Consider the following 14,445-nt stretch of genomic DNA (forward strand, 5'->3'; position numbering starts at 1 on the left):
CATAACGGCATCGTTCCGGCGATAACAAGGCAAATTGCCTCTTGTAAGCCAATTCCCGCGCGATTCATCGAGTTATTGAATCGCCCTCTGAAAATGATGGCTCAATTCGCTGATTTGAATCACGAAATTAGGATTTTGCCAGGGTTCATAATATTGTTTGGATCAAGCGCTTTCTTGACCATCCCCATGAAATCTGTCGCTTCGCCAAGCTCCATACTAAGATATTTCATCTTACCCTGCCCGATGCCATGCTCTCCCGTACAAGTGCCTTCCATGGCAAGTGCACGCCTTACCAGACGATCCATAAAATCTTCGGCGCGCGCCATTTCCGACGCATCATCGGTATTGAGCAGAAGCAATAAATGGAAATTCCCGTCGCCCACATGACCAACAACAGGCGCGATCAGTCCTGTTTCAGCAAGATCTTTTTCGGTTTCCGAAATGCAGTCGGCAAGCCTTGAGATCGGCACACATACATCTGTCGAAACGCCCTTCGCGCCGGGCCGTAACAGGAAGGACGCAAGATAGGCATCGTGCCGCGCACGCCAAAGCCGATCGCGCTCTTCCGGGTCATTGGTCCAGCGAAATTCGCCACCACCATTTTCGGTAGCAATTTCACCAAAGATTTCGGCCTGTTCTGCAACGCCAGTTTCCGTGCCGTGGAACTCGACAAACAGATAAGGCTGTGCTTCGTAAGGCAGCTTGGAATGCAGGATCAGCGCTTCCATCTGGAGCTTGTTGACCAACTCAATTCGGGCAACAGGAATGCCCATCTGAATAGTCTCAATCACCGCGCGGCAGGCGGATTCAATATCCGGAAACGGGCAGATGCCGCCCGATACTGCTTGTGGAATCCCCTGCAATTTCAATGTGAGTTCGGTAATGATACCGAGCGTGCCTTCTGAACCAATCAGCAGCCGCGTCAGGTCATAGCCAGCCGCTGTTTTCTTCACACGTTTGGAAGTTTCGATCAGCCGGCCATCCGGCATGACCGCTTTGAGCGCCAACACGTTTTCACGCATCGTGCCATAACGCACCGCATTGGTGCCCGAGGCACGCGTCGACGCCATGCCGCCAAGTGTTGCATTTGCGCCCGGATCAATCGGGAAGAAAAGGCCCGTATCGCGCAGATATTCGTTGAGTTCACGCCGTGTGATCCCCGGTTCAATGACGCAATCAAGGTCTTCCGCATGAACCGCCAGAACGCGGTTCATCTGCGTCAAGTCAATGGACACGCCACCCGCAGGCGCATTCACCTGCCCCTCAAGCGAGGAGCCTGCGCCAAAAGCGATCACCGGGACTTTATACTCGGCACAGATGCGAACCACATCCTGTACATCCTGCGTATTATGCGCAAAAATAACGATGTCTGGTGCCTGTGTCGGCACATAGGTTGTCGTGTGGCCATGCTGCTCGCGAATTGCCTGCCCCGTCTGGGCGCGCTCACCAAAACGCTGTTTCAGGACTGCAACAGCTTGTGCAATGCCCTCCTCATTACGCAGAAGGGCAACCACATTCTCAAGCGACATCGTTCATTCTCCGTATTTCAATTTTAGAGCGCCGATCTAATCCAATCAGATCGAAACGCACTCTACGCTGCAGCCAAAGCCAGCGCGACCGGGTCCTGACCCAGATGCTCCGCAATCGCGCGCACCACCAGATTATGATCCTCGCGCTGTGGCAGACCGGAAACAATAGCTGTTCCTATCACCCCCGAACCCGCTACGTGAATCGGAAACCCACCTCCTGCTAAGGCATAATCAGCCACATCCAGCGCCTTATGTGCGGCAAACATCTTGTCGTCGCGGTTCTGTTCGAGAACAAGCCGATAGCTTGAGACGTGAAATCTGCGTACGACATTAAACTTGCGGCGAAGCCATTCCGTGTTGTCGGCTGTGGCCCCCGCAGTGGCTGCAAAAAACAGACGACGATCCCAGAATGAAATATCGATGGCGACGGCAAGTTTTTGCTGCACAGCCAGATCGCGAATGCGATGCCCCAGCGAAAACGCATCATTTTCGTTAAATGACGTGAAAACCAGCGCCTGTTCCTGCCGGATGATCTGCTTGATGTCTTCGTTTTGCGCCATTGTTTCTCGCTCCTGAAACAGTTTGAGATTCTTTTGTGCACTCAATCACAGGATTGCCACAAGCGAAATACGCCATCAAACTTGATTGATGGCACATGAAACGCTAGAGCATTTCCAGCAAAAGTGCGTGAGCTTTTTGCGTCGGATAATGCGGCAAAACAAAAAAGATAGAGCGGTTCAGATGATTTCCTTTAAACAGGAACCGCTCTAATGGAACTTTATGGCTCAGAACCCCAATATCGATGTACCCGCAAAAGGCGACCGCATACCGGAGTTTGTGGAAACCGCAGTCTTTAAACGCGACGTGTTTTCCGAAACCCGCGCAGGCTATTTTGCAGGCGATCCCGAAACCCGAATTATCCGTCGTGTGGTCAGCGCTGCTCCATGGTGGTCAAAGCCGCTGGCATGGATTTTGGCGCGCCGCGAAATTCGCGGACTGAAAACAGTGCGCGGCATCGAAGGTGTTCCGCAGCTTCTTTATACCGACAAAGACGGCCTCTACCGTTCCTGGACGGAAGGCACACCACTGCATCTTGCGCGTCCGGCGCAGCTGAAATGGTACCGCACAGCACATCGAATCTTACGTGATATGCGTCGCATGGGGGTCACGCATAACGATCTTGCCAAGCCGCAAAACTGGCTGATGACGCCGGAAGGCGAAGCAGCCGTTATCGATTTTCAGCTTGCAAGCGTGCATCGTCGTCGCGGCGCGTTCTACCGTTTGCTGGCCTATGAAGATTTCCGCCATCTCATCAAACAAAAGCGCGCCTTTGCAGCAGATCTGATGACGCCGACAGAAAAACGCATTCTGGCGCGCCGCTCGCTTCCGTCGCGTATTTGGCTGGCGACCGGCAAAAAGGTCTATAACTTTGTCACCCGCGGTATTTTCAACTGGTCAGATGGCGAAGGCACCGGTGATCGTATCGACAATGAAGGTCCGGCCATCATGGCGGCATTGAAATCGGACCCGCGCGTCAAAGACATGGCGCTGGCGCTTTATTCTCTGCCTGCCAAAGGCGTCGGCCTCTATGCTTTTGTTGAGACGCTTGATGCAGACGAAAGAAGCCTGCGCGCGCGTTTGAAAGGCCAGAAACTCGAACTCATCCAGCCGGTTGCGCATTTGCCGCGCCGCGCCGATGGCACGATCCGCGACGACATTCTGCGGCTGATCGCCATGAACCAGATGACAGAGCTTGATGATCTGCTGCAACGCGAGCCGGAAATGCGCGGTCTTGTCGAAGCGCTCGCCGCACATCGCCTCAACTTCACTGATCGCCGCGTAACGCAGCTTGAGTAATTTCACGCTTTCGCTGGTTTTTAAGCCACGAATCACTACATTCGGTAGCAATGTCTGATTTTCCCGATGATATGCCGTTTTTCGGCGATGATACACCGGCTGGGCCTACACCAGCTACCGGCTCTATCGCTGCGCGTGCCATGGCGGCACGAAACCAGCAGCGTGGCGAGCCTGATTATTTACAAGGCCTGAACCCTGAACAGCGTCAGGCCGTTCTTACCACAGAAGGCCCGGTTCTGGTGCTAGCCGGCGCAGGCACTGGCAAAACCCGCGTACTCACCACCCGTATCGCCCATATCCTGACAACCAACCTTGCCTATCCAAGCCAGATTCTCGCTGTAACCTTCACCAACAAAGCCGCACGCGAAATGAAAGAGCGTATCGGCCATCTTGTCGGCGGCGCTGTTGAAGGCATGCCATGGCTCGGCACGTTCCACTCCATCGGCGTGAAATTGCTGCGCAAACATGCGGAACTGGTCAACCTCACGTCTGATTTCACCATCCTTGATACGGATGATGTGATCCGGCTGATCAAGCAGCTTATTAAGGCCGAAGGTCTTGATGATAAGCGCTGGCCTGCACGCACATTCGCCAACATGATTGATGGCTGGAAGAATAAGGCTTTCGGTCCCGCCGACATTCCAGAGGGCGACGCGCGTTCATTCGGCAATGGCAAGGGCCGCGAGCTTTACCATGCCTATCAGGAGCGCCTGCGCACGTTGAACGCCTGTGATTTCGGCGATCTGCTGCTGCATCCGATCCGGATATTCCGCAATCACCCGGACATCCTGCGCGAATATCACGCGAAGTTTCGTTACATTCTGGTGGACGAGTATCAGGACACCAACACCGCACAATATATGTGGCTTCGTCTACTGGCTCAAAGGCCACAATCGAAAAGCACCGCACCCGCACCATTTTCCGCAGATGGTCAGCAAGTAAGAACCGCTGCGAGCGAAAGCAAAGTTAACCTCTGTTGCGTTGGCGATGACGATCAGTCGATCTACGGCTGGCGTGGCGCGGAAGTGGATAATATCCTTCGTTTTGATAAGGATTTTCCGGGCGCTGTTGTCATCAAGCTTGAGCGCAATTATCGCTCGACAGCGCATATTCTTGGCACGGCAGCACACCTGATTGCGCATAATGAAGGTCGCCTCGGCAAAACGCTTTTTACCGAAGCGCCAAACCCAGATGACCCCAAAGTCAAAATCCATGCAGCATGGGATTCGGAAGAAGAAGCACGCGCAGTTGGCGAAGCCATTGAGCAGGCCCAACGTCAAGGGCATCTGCTTAACAATATGTCGATCCTCGTTCGTGCTTCTTTCCAGATGCGCGAATTTGAAGATCGCTTTGTAACACTTGGCCTCAATTACCGTGTTATCGGCGGACCGCGCTTTTATGAGCGCCTCGAAATCCGCGATGCAATAGCCTATTTGCGCGTTGTCGCTCAGCCAGCCGATGATTTGGCTCTTGGTCGCATCATCAATACACCAAAACGTGGTCTGGGTGACATAACGATTAACCAGATCCATGAATATGCCCGCGCACGCGACATTTCGATGTTTGCGGCCATATGCGAGCTTGTGGAAACAGACGAGCTAAAGGCGAAGCCACGCTCGACATTGCGCGAAGTCGCCAACAATTTCCGCCGCTGGCAATCGCTGCTCGAGAATACCCCACACACGGAACTTGCCGAAATGATTCTTGATGAATCCGGCTATACCAATATGTGGCAGAATGACAAATCGGCGGAAGCGCCGGGCCGTCTCGAAAACCTCAAAGAACTTATTCGTTCTATGGAGGAATACGAAAGTCTGCGCAGCTTCCTCGAGCATATTGCGCTTGTTATGGATGCAGAGAAGAACCCGGATATGGATGCCGTCAACATCATGACGCTGCATTCCGCCAAGGGCCTTGAATTTGAAACCGTCTTCCTGCCCGGCTGGGAAGAAGGACTGTTTCCACACCAGCGCGCCCTTGATGAAGGTGGACGTTCGGGTCTCGAAGAAGAACGCCGCCTCGCCTATGTTGGTGTGACGCGCGCCAAGAAAAACCTGCATATCTGGTTTGTTTCCAACCGCCGCATTCATGGCATGTGGCAATCGACCATTCCATCGCGCTTTTTGGAAGAACTTCCTGAAACGCATGTCGAAGTGGCGGAAATGGAAAGCAATTACGGCGGCTATGGCAATAGCGCTTACGGACAATCGCGCTTTGATAAGGCCGATCCGTTTGAGAATTCTTATTCGACACCCGGCTGGCAGCGTGCGCAGCAAAACCGATCGGACGCGACCCGCAACAATTGGGGCTCACGGTCTGGTGCAAATATCGAACGCGTCGGCTATGGCGAAACCGATTCTGGCTTTGGTGCCGGTCGCGGTTCTGTCAAAGGCCGCACGATTGATGGCGAACTGGTTGCAAAATCGGTTGCCGACAAGCCGTCAGACTATTTTGTCGGCGATCGCGTGTTCCATATCAAATTTGGCAATGGCACGGTCTCAAATGTGGACGGCAACAAGCTGACCATAGATTTTGACAAGGCTGGCCAAAAGCGCGTTCTCGACAGCTTCGTTCAACGCGCTTAAGTTTTTATAAAGTTAGGAGGCCGGAATTACTCCGGCTTTCCTTTTTCCCAACTCACATCGCCCTTAAACAGCGGCACGGTGGATAACGAAGTCTTGGCCGAGCCATCCTGGACCTGTGTCGCATGGGCCAGATAAAGGAGCGTATTGTTTTTCTGATCATAGATGCGGGTGATCACCAGTTTCTTCCAGATCAGGCTTGTCCGTTCCGCGAAAACCCGCTCGCCCCCCTTGCCAAGCTTGATGTCGCCAATGGTAATCGGACCTGATTGCTCACAGGAGATCGAGGCATTCGACGGGTTTTCAAACCAGTTGCCTTTTTGCAAACGGTCGATAACCCCGCGTGAGAAAGACGCAAGATAGCAGGTCACGCCCTGCACTTTTGGGTCCTGCACCGCATCAATCGCAATGTCATTGCCGAGCCAGTCCACACCAACTTTTCCGACTTCTTCTGCAGATACAGCGGCAGAGGCGCCTAGCAACAACATTGGTGCTACAAACAGACCAGCGAGCTTATTGAATTTGGACATTTCATATCTCCAGCAATCTCCAATCAAAAGGTGGAGAAACAAATCAGGCATTGCAAGATAGGATTACCTAATCGTCCCATTTTTCCAGAAAGGCTTCGATTTCAAGCGTCTGAATATCTGGAACCGCTTCATACAGCTTTTCCACCGGCCAGTCCCACCAGCAAAGTGCGAGCAGTCTTTTAATAATCTTTTCATCAAAGCGCTTGCGAATAAGCCGAGCCGGAACGCCGCCGACAACATGATATGGCGCCACATCTTTCGTCACCACGGCATTGGCACCAATCACCGCGCCATGACCAATGCTCACGCCTGGCGTGATCACCGCCCCATGCCCGATCCACACATCATTGCCGATTGTTACGCGCTTTGTCTGCCGCCTTGCACGGAAATCATTATCTACACCGAGATAACGGAAATATTCATTCGGGCGGTAACTGACCTTGTGCGTCGTCAGCCGTTCCATCGGATGCTCAAGCGCATTGATCCGCACATTAGCGGCTATTGAGCAAAACTTACCAATATCGGCATAAATTCCCTCACCGTTGCGCTCGAAATAAGTGAAGTCGCCAACCGACACATCACGCAGGATCACGCGCTCGCCAATATCCACATAGCGGCCAAGCTTTGATGCTTTCAACTGCGCTGTCGAATGAATGCGCGGTTCGCTATTCTGGAAGCGGAGGTCTTCACCCTGCGTCATTTCAAAACTTTCTGAAATCTTTGTATTCTGCTAGACTGATTTTATCGTTCCATCATAAGATGCGCTCGTTAAATAAGCGCGTTCCTGCTGCAGATCGATGTAAACTACCAATTGCGCAATTATCTGCGATAAATGCAAAACAAAATTCAAGGCTGACTGGACATGAAAAAATTTCTGCCCATCTTCATCTTCGCCTTCATCATCGTAATTATCGGTGCTGCGGGCTTCAATATGCTGCGCGACCGCAATGCAGCTGATGAACCTTTCGGTGGATCATTTAATCTGGTCGCTATGGATGGTCAGCCTTTTACTGAAAAAGATCTGCGTGCAACGCCATCAGTTGTTTTCTTCGGCTTTACCCATTGCCCGGATGTTTGCCCGACCACGCTTTATGAGCTGGATGGCTATTTCAAGCAACTAGGTCCGGAAGCCTCTGATATTAAAGCCTATTTCGTCTCGGTCGATCCTGAGCGCGACACACAGGAAATTATGAAAACCTATGTAGGAAACGTATCTGACCGCATCATCGGCGTAACAGGAACACCCGAAAACGTCGCTGAGATGGTCAAATCTTACCACATCTATGCAAAGAAGGTTCCAACTGAAGACGGCGAGTATACCGTTGATCACACAGCTTCTGTGTTCCTACTCGACAAGGGCGGTCGCTTCCGCGGCACTATCGCCTATCAGGAGAATGCAGATACAGCACTGCAAAAGTTGAAGAATCTGGCAAAGGGCCGCACAAACGGGTAAGGAAGAGCTCTGAATCTTTGAGAGAGCTTTATATCCATGCCCCAGTCACGCATCTTCTTTTCGGCGGACAAGACGGAAGCCGAACGAATCTATGACATCCTCGAACGCGAATTCGAGGATGACGGCTTCCCGATCGCCATCACAGAAATCGATGAAGACCACCAGATTTTTGAAGTTTCCGTCTATACCGAAGACGAAGCGGAAACGCTTGCTTCCCGCATCGATGCACTGGTAGGCAGTGATAAATTCGAAACCGAAGAACTGCCGGATATTGATTGGGTCACCCACTCGCTGTCAGTTCTGAAGCCTGTTCGTGCAGGGCGCTTCTTCGTGCATGGCTCGCATGATAGCGACAAATTACAAGCTGACGACATTCCGATTTTAATCGATGCTGGCCTTGCTTTTGGTACTGGCCATCATGGCACCACATCCGGTTGCCTTGAAATGATTGAGGAAGTGGTCGAGCGTGAGCATCCAACGAATGCGCTTGATCTTGGCACCGGCTCGGCTGTTCTGGCAATTGCCATCGCCAAGCTCGCGCCAATCCCGATTCTTGCCACCGATATCGACCCGATTGCTATCACTGTTGCCGCTGAAAATACAGTTCTCAACGGTGTGAGTGAACACGTCGTCACAGCGACTGCCGAAGGCTTTGACCATCCAATCTTCCGCTCCTACACACCCTTTGATCTGATCGTCGCCAATATTCTTGCCAATCCCCTGATGGAACTGGCCCCGTCGCTCAAATCGCATCTGGCACCAAGCGGCTCAATCATCCTGTCCGGCATTCTCGATAGCCAGCATGACATGGTGCTTGCCGCCTATCAGGCGCAAGGGCTTACCCATCAGAAAACCTTCCACCGCGAAGGCTGGGTCACGATTTACCTGAAGTAATGGTGATCTGAAATAAAACGGCTTCCTTTATTTTGTGCGAGTTAAGCTCATGGCGTTTCAAACTTTTGATGTCACCACCGATCCTGCAAATGGTGCCCCTCGGGTAGCTTTGCTGCGCGAAAAGCTTTCCGAACAAGGCTTGGACGGCTTTCTCGTTCCGCGTGCTGATGAGCATCAGGGCGAATATGTGCCGCCACGTGCGCAGCGCCTCGCATGGCTCACAGGCTTTACCGGTTCTGCCGGTGCAGCCCTTATCCTGAAAGATGCGGCCTATATTTTCATCGACGGACGTTATGAATTGCAGGTTCGCAACCAGACGGATGGCAATGTGTTTTCATACGAAAGCCTTGTCACCAATCCGCCTGCAAGCTGGCTTGCTGAAAACGGCAAAGGCCTGACGATTGGCTTTGACCCGTGGCTGCACACTATCTCTGAAGCATCCGCATTGCGCGAAGCTCTGGAGAATCAGGGCGGCAGACTCGTACCGGTTGCCCATAATCTGGTTGATCTTATCTGGGATGACCAGCCGGAGGCCCCTCTTGCGCCTGTCACTATTCAGCCCGCCCGCTTTTCGGGTCACGAGGCTGAAGATAAAATCAAAGAAATGCAAAAGGCCGTGGCAGCAGCGGGCGCAAGTGCCGCCGTTCTGACCGATCCATCGTCGGTTGCCTGGGTGTTCAACATTCGCGGCAAGGACGTGTCCAACACGCCGCTGCCACTGAGTTTTGCAATCATCCCGGCAGAGGGCGAACCGGAACTGTTCATTGACGAGCGCAAGCTTGCCATCGAACCGCGCGCCTATCTCACGCAGCTTGCAACACTCTACGAGCCAGCAAAGCTCGAAGGTCACTTGAGCGCTCGTGCAGCCAAAGGCGAAACAATCCTGCTTGATCCGGCATTGGCAGCTGAAAAGCTGCGATTGGCCGTAGAAGCCGTTGGCGGTAGCGTGATTCATGGCAAAGACCCAGCCCGCCTACCCCGCGCTATTAAAAACAAGGCCGAACTTGAAGGCTCGCGTTCTGCACATGAGCGTGACGGCTTGGCCATGGTCAGTTTCCTGTCGTGGCTTGACGATCAAAAGCCAGGTACGGTTGATGAAATCTCCGCTGCGCAAAAGCTGGAGGCGAGCCGCGACAAGGCTGGTCGCGATTTCCAGATGCCGCTTGAGGATATTTCGTTTGATTCAATTTCCGGCGCAGGCCCCGATGGGGCGATCATACATTATCGCGTCAACACAGAAACAAACCGCAAACTCAACGACGGTGAGCTTTATCTGATCGATTCCGGTGCGCAATATCGCGATGGCACCACCGACATCACGCGCACGGTTGCCATTGGCATAATTGCGCCGCAAACCATCCGCTCGTTTACGCTCGTACTAAAAGGCATGATTGCAATCACCACTGCCCGCTTCCCGAAAGGCACACGCGGACAGGACATTGATGTGCTGGCGCGTATCGCGCTTTGGAAACAGGGTTTCGATTATGCGCACGGCACCGGCCATGGCGTCGGTAGCTATCTGTCGGTGCATGAAGGCCCGCAGAGCATTTCAAAGAAAGGCACACACGAGCTTTTGCCCGGCATGATCCTTTCCAACGAACCGGGCTATTACAAGCCGGGCGCTTACGGTATCCGCATTGAAAACCTGATCATCGTGAAGGAAGCGGAAGTGCCAGCAGGCGGCGAGATGCCAATGATGAGCTTTGAAACGCTCACTTTCTGCCCCATCGACCGCCGCCTGATCGACAAGTCACTGCTCACGCATGAAGAACTCGATTGGCTGAACGCCTATCACGCAGGCGTGCATGAAAAGCTTATTGGTCATCTTGATGGCGCACAGGCCAAATGGCTCGAAGCAGCGACCGCTCCGATTTAGATTTTCGGTCCCGGCATTTGATGGATCGGATTGAGTGTGAAACGTTCCGGTTGATTTGTCCATTGTTTGCAGATGAACTCATAGGGCGTAAGGCCTCGAAGGGTCTGTCATTAAGCATGGAATAAGGACGCCATTTGAGGGGTTATCGGCATCCAAACGGGACCCCTTGTTTAAAGGGNAACATGACCTTCGATTTCAATCGGAGGTTTTCTATTGGATGCTTATTGTGGAGACTATTTCGAAGATACGTCGTCTTGCACATGTGCAGGGCAAAACAATCAAAGCGATCTGTCGGGAACTGGGCGTTTCGCGCAAAGTTGTGCGGAAGGTTCTGCGCAGTGAAGAGACTGATTTCAAATACGCGCGCTCCCGTCAACCGCAGCCAAAGCTCGGTCCCTGGCGTGATCATCTTGATGGAATACTGCTAGCTAATGAGGCGAAGGCCTCGCGCGAACGCCTGACTTTGATCCGGATATTCGAAGATCTACGCGATCTTGGTTACGCGGGTGGCTACGATACAGTCCGGCGTTATGCACGCTCGTGGTTGAAAGAGCGCGGGGCCGTGACGGCGGAGGCTTATGTGCCGCTTTTATTACGCACCCGGCGAGGCCTACCAGTTCGACTGGAGCCACGAGATTGTCGTTCTGGGCGGTGTGACGACGGCGGTGAAGGTTGCGCATATCCGGCTCTGCCACAGCCGGATGATGTATGTACGGGCCTATCCGCGCGAGACGCAGGAGATGGTGTTCGACGCGCATGATCGGGCGTTCGCCTTTTTTGGCGGGGCTTGCACACGCGGCATCTACGACAATATGAAGACAGCAGTGGAAACAGTCTTCGTCGGTAAAGAGCGTCAATACAATCGCCGCTTTCAGCAAATGTGCAGTCATTTCCTGGTCGAGCCGGTGGCCTGTACACCGGCGTCGGGCTGGGAGAAGGGTCAGTGTATAGCGACAATCAACGTAGGAATAGCGTCAATCTAGATGAGTTTGTCGCGATGAGCGTCACGTAGGGAGGGCTTGCCCGACCGAAGGGACGTTCATCGCGACGGCGCAAACCCAGTTGGGTTCACGCCGTCTGGTGATCGCGATGTGTTGGGTGCATTTTTCTTTTCTCACAAAGGAAGAATGCATGCCCGGCAGACACATCACAGATCAACAAACGAGGCTTTACATGCAAAATCGCGAGAAGCACAGTGTTCCTGTTGCGGCCGCCAGGTCAGGGTTCAGCGCATCTACAGATCCTCGCCTACCGAGCGAGAAGAAGGTCAAACACGAGCGCCGTCGACCTGATCCATTGGCCGGGATATTCATAGAAGAAGTTGTTCCCATGCTGCAAAGCGCACCGGGTCTGCGGCCTGTTGGCATTCTTCGGGAGCTTCGCAAGCGCCACCCTGAACTGGGAGCTGGTATCCGCCGCACACTTGAACGCCGGATCAGCGCATGGCGTGCGATCCATGGAGAAGATCAGGAAGTCATATTCCGGCAGGTTCATGAGCCGGGACATATGGGGCTTTCAGACTTCACCCATGCACCGGGTCTTAAGGTTACAATCGCTGGGGTGACTTTCGATTATCTGCTCTATCACTTCCGTCTGCATATAGTGGCTTTGAGCATGCCCAGATTGTCGAAGGCGGTGAAAGCTTTGCTGCGCTGACATCTGGTTTGCAAAATGCTCTTTGGTCGCTGGGTGGCGCACCGCGTGACCACCGTACGGACAGCCTTTCGGCTGCATTCCGTAATCTCAACGCTGATAGCGCTCGCGATATGACGGAGCGCTACGAAGCTCTTTGTGCCCATTACGGTATGAAAGCCAGCCGCAACAATCGTGGCGTCGCTCATGAGAACGGAGCAATGAAGGTTCTCATGGCGATCTGAAGCGGGAACTCGAAGATGCGCTTTTGCTTCGCGCAACGCGCGACTTTCCCGACGTCACTGGTTTTGCTGCCTTTCTTGATGAAGTTGTCGGTCAACGAAATGCGCGCCGGATCAAAGAGATTGCCGCTGAGCGTGAAAGCCTGCTTCCGCTACCGCGTGGTCGCCAGCCGGAGGGCGTAGATGAGATTGTTCGTGTCACCAGCAGCGGAGGGTTTACCCTTCGCAGGGTGTTTTACACTGTTCCATCACGGCTGATCGGACACCGCTTGCGCGCACGGCTCTTCAAGCAGCACATCGAACTGTTTCTGGGTGGCACTCATGTGATGACGCTTCCGCGAGTGCGCGGCCAGCTTGGTCCTCTTCAGCATGTTGTAAACTACCGCCACGTCATTCATTCGCTTCGCCGAAAGCCGGGAGCTTTGCCGCGACTTATCTATCGCGATCAGCTCTTCCCAAGGGACGCTTATCGCAAACTCTATCACGCCGCCATGGAAGCATTGCCCGAACGCGATGCCTGCCGTCTAACGGTAGAATTGCTCAGCCTCGCTCATGAGCGCAATGTCGAGGCTGCATTGGCTGATGCCATTGAGACTACGCTTAATGCCGGGAGTTTGCCCACACTTGATGAAATGCGCGTCAGGTTCGCACCCAACCCGGCCAGCGTTCCCCAGGTTAATGTCGATCTGGGCAAGCTGGTCGATTACGATCAGCTGATCGCCGCGCGTGTGGGGGTAATGGCATGAGGTCCCACGATCAAGTCGATACTGCGCGACTGTCTTTAATGCTTACTGATCTTCGGCTACCCGGCATATCCAAGGCCTGGCATAGCTTCACTGAACGGGCTGACACCGAAGGCTGGCCTGCAGCCAGGTTGCTTGCGGCTCTTACCGAGTTCGAGATTGCCGAGCGCGAAACACGGCGGATGCAGCGCCATCTCACCGAAGCACGTCTTCCTCCGGGAAAAACCCTTGATGCATTCGACTTCACAGCCGTCCCGATGGTCTCAAAAGCCCGTGTAATGGCATTGGTCGCTGGCGATGTCTGGCTGAAGAATGGGGCTAATCTGATGTTGTTTGGCGGACCGGGCGGCGGCAAGTCGCATCTTGCGGCGGCTATCGGCGTAGGATTGATTGAGAATGGATGGCGGGTGCTGTTTACCCGCACCACCGATCTCGTTCAAAAGCTGCAGGCCGCGCGACGAAATCTCGATCTTGAAGGTGCAATAGCAAAGCTTGACAAGTATCATCTGCTCATACTCGATGACATGGCCTATGTGAGCAAGGATCAGGCTAAAACCAGTGTGCTTTTTGAACTCATCAGTGCACGATACGAGCGACGATCAATTCTCATCACTGCAAATCAGCCCTTTGGGGAGTGGGACAAGGTCTTTCCCGACAAAGCCATGACGCTGGCCGCTGTAGACAGACTGGTTCATCACGCAACAATCTTCGAGATGAATGTGGAAAGCTACAGGCGAAAAACGGCTATCTCGCGTGTAACAAAGGCTGAGAGTGAACCTTTGGCCGCAGCAGATTCATCACTTTCGTTACCAGTTTCCACTGATTGACGCGCCGCGACAAACAAACACCTGCGTAGTCTGTCGCACAATTAACGTTGGCCCCTGCAAAACAGGGCCGACTTTTTTGTGCCGTCTTCCGCGTCAATCTAAAAACCAACCTCGTGTCGCGCAGCGTCAATCAACAAAAAATTGTCCTTGCAACACACACATACTCAGTACATCTTAATCAAATCGCGAGCACCAAAATCTTCATCTTGTTTGTCGCGCTTCCCATCTAAATTGTCGCGCTACAGGTCAGGTCGAGAACCAGGTTAATCTGGTCCGGGAA

At 53.3% G+C, this 14,445-nt stretch carries 10 protein-coding genes and 3 pseudogenes; 8 read left to right on the forward strand and 5 right to left on the reverse strand.

Going from position 1 to position 14,445, the window contains the following annotated elements:
• Positions 1-119: 119 nt before the first annotated feature.
• Both CEV31_RS01355 and CEV31_RS01360 read right to left on the reverse strand, forming a co-directional pair.
• Entirely contained in the window at positions 120-1,529 is a 1,410-nt protein-coding gene (locus CEV31_RS01355) for an FAD-binding oxidoreductase (RefSeq protein WP_094505115.1), read from the reverse strand.
• A 62-nt stretch (positions 1,530-1,591) separates the two neighbouring features.
• Entirely contained in the window at positions 1,592-2,089 is a 498-nt protein-coding gene (locus CEV31_RS01360; RefSeq protein WP_094505128.1) for a heme-degrading domain-containing protein, read from the reverse strand.
• Between the two features lie 220 nt (positions 2,090-2,309).
• Between CEV31_RS01360 and CEV31_RS01365 the strand changes: the two genes are divergently transcribed.
• Together CEV31_RS01365 and CEV31_RS01370 are read left to right on the forward strand one after the other, a co-directional pair.
• On the forward strand, positions 2,310-3,386 hold the full coding sequence (locus tag CEV31_RS01365) for a serine/threonine protein kinase (protein WP_094505116.1): 1,077 nt from the start codon (positions 2,310-2,312) through the stop codon (positions 3,384-3,386).
• Between the two features lie 50 nt (positions 3,387-3,436).
• Positions 3,437-5,971, forward strand: coding sequence for an ATP-dependent helicase (locus CEV31_RS01370; RefSeq protein ID WP_094505117.1), 2,535 nt, complete (start codon positions 3,437-3,439; stop codon positions 5,969-5,971).
• Positions 5,972-5,997: 26 nt separating this feature from the next.
• Here CEV31_RS01370 and CEV31_RS01375 read toward each other — a convergent pair whose 3' ends face one another.
• Both CEV31_RS01375 and CEV31_RS01380 read right to left on the reverse strand, forming a co-directional pair.
• Entirely contained in the window at positions 5,998-6,498 is a 501-nt protein-coding gene (locus CEV31_RS01375; protein WP_094505118.1) for a CreA family protein, read from the reverse strand.
• A 67-nt stretch (positions 6,499-6,565) separates the two neighbouring features.
• Positions 6,566-7,198, reverse strand: coding sequence for a DapH/DapD/GlmU-related protein (locus CEV31_RS01380; RefSeq protein WP_094505119.1), 633 nt, complete (start codon positions 7,196-7,198; stop codon positions 6,566-6,568).
• A gap of 162 nt (positions 7,199-7,360) precedes the next feature.
• On the opposite strand from CEV31_RS01380, the gene CEV31_RS01385 reads away from it, so the two are divergent.
• From CEV31_RS01385 to CEV31_RS01395, 3 genes are read left to right on the forward strand one after another with little or no spacing between them, the layout of a single operon-like run.
• Positions 7,361-7,951 (forward strand): SCO family protein, encoded by a 591-nt coding sequence (locus tag CEV31_RS01385; protein WP_094505120.1) that lies wholly within the window; start codon positions 7,361-7,363, stop codon positions 7,949-7,951.
• A 36-nt stretch (positions 7,952-7,987) separates the two neighbouring features.
• On the forward strand, positions 7,988-8,845 hold the full coding sequence (locus tag CEV31_RS01390; protein WP_094505121.1) for a 50S ribosomal protein L11 methyltransferase: 858 nt from the start codon (positions 7,988-7,990) through the stop codon (positions 8,843-8,845).
• A gap of 49 nt (positions 8,846-8,894) precedes the next feature.
• The gene (locus tag CEV31_RS01395) at positions 8,895-10,721 is read left to right on the forward strand and encodes an aminopeptidase P family protein (RefSeq protein WP_094505122.1); all 1,827 of its coding nucleotides are present in this window, start codon (positions 8,895-8,897) and stop codon (positions 10,719-10,721) included.
• On the opposite strand, the pseudogene CEV31_RS01400 reads toward CEV31_RS01395, so the two are convergent.
• A pseudogene (locus CEV31_RS01400) lies at positions 10,718-10,828 on the reverse strand (IS481 family transposase); the annotation flags it as partial. The gene CEV31_RS01395 and the pseudogene CEV31_RS01400 overlap by 4 nt on opposite strands.
• Positions 10,829-10,938: 110 nt before the next feature.
• On the opposite strand from CEV31_RS01400, the pseudogene istA (CEV31_RS01405) reads away from it, so the two are divergent.
• The 3 genes and pseudogenes from istA (CEV31_RS01405) to istB form a co-directional block, all read left to right on the forward strand.
• A pseudogene (gene istA / locus CEV31_RS01405) lies at positions 10,939-11,665 on the forward strand (IS21 family transposase); the annotation flags it as partial.
• Between the two features lie 187 nt (positions 11,666-11,852).
• A pseudogene (istA, locus tag CEV31_RS01410) lies at positions 11,853-13,341 on the forward strand (IS21 family transposase).
• A complete protein-coding gene (gene istB / locus CEV31_RS01415) occupies positions 13,338-14,165 on the forward strand; it encodes an IS21-like element helper ATPase IstB (protein ID WP_094505123.1) in 828 nt (275 codons plus the stop codon). The pseudogene istA (CEV31_RS01410) and the gene istB overlap by 4 nt, the downstream one beginning before the upstream one ends.
• Positions 14,166-14,445: the final 280 nt, after the last annotated feature.

Origin of the sequence: Brucella thiophenivorans (assembly GCF_002252445.1) — a bacterium.
In the GTDB taxonomy this organism is placed as follows: domain Bacteria; phylum Pseudomonadota; class Alphaproteobacteria; order Rhizobiales; family Rhizobiaceae; genus Brucella; species Brucella thiophenivorans.

Coding starts and splice junctions, on each gene's coding strand:
- CEV31_RS01355 (WP_094505115.1), bottom strand. CDS start 1,529: ATGTCGCTTGAGAATGTGGTTGCCCTTCTGCGTAATGAGGAGGGCATT.
- CEV31_RS01360 (WP_094505128.1), bottom strand. CDS start 2,089: ATGGCGCAAAACGAAGACATCAAGCAGATCATCCGGCAGGAACAGGCG.
- CEV31_RS01365 (WP_094505116.1), top strand. CDS start 2,310: ATGGCTCAGAACCCCAATATCGATGTACCCGCAAAAGGCGACCGCATA.
- CEV31_RS01370 (WP_094505117.1), top strand. CDS start 3,437: ATGTCTGATTTTCCCGATGATATGCCGTTTTTCGGCGATGATACACCG.
- CEV31_RS01375 (WP_094505118.1), bottom strand. CDS start 6,498: ATGTCCAAATTCAATAAGCTCGCTGGTCTGTTTGTAGCACCAATGTTG.
- CEV31_RS01380 (WP_094505119.1), bottom strand. CDS start 7,198: ATGACGCAGGGTGAAGACCTCCGCTTCCAGAATAGCGAACCGCGCATT.
- CEV31_RS01385 (WP_094505120.1), top strand. CDS start 7,361: ATGAAAAAATTTCTGCCCATCTTCATCTTCGCCTTCATCATCGTAATT.
- CEV31_RS01390 (WP_094505121.1), top strand. CDS start 7,988: ATGCCCCAGTCACGCATCTTCTTTTCGGCGGACAAGACGGAAGCCGAA.
- CEV31_RS01395 (WP_094505122.1), top strand. CDS start 8,895: ATGGCGTTTCAAACTTTTGATGTCACCACCGATCCTGCAAATGGTGCC.
- istB (WP_094505123.1), top strand. CDS start 13,338: ATGAGGTCCCACGATCAAGTCGATACTGCGCGACTGTCTTTAATGCTT.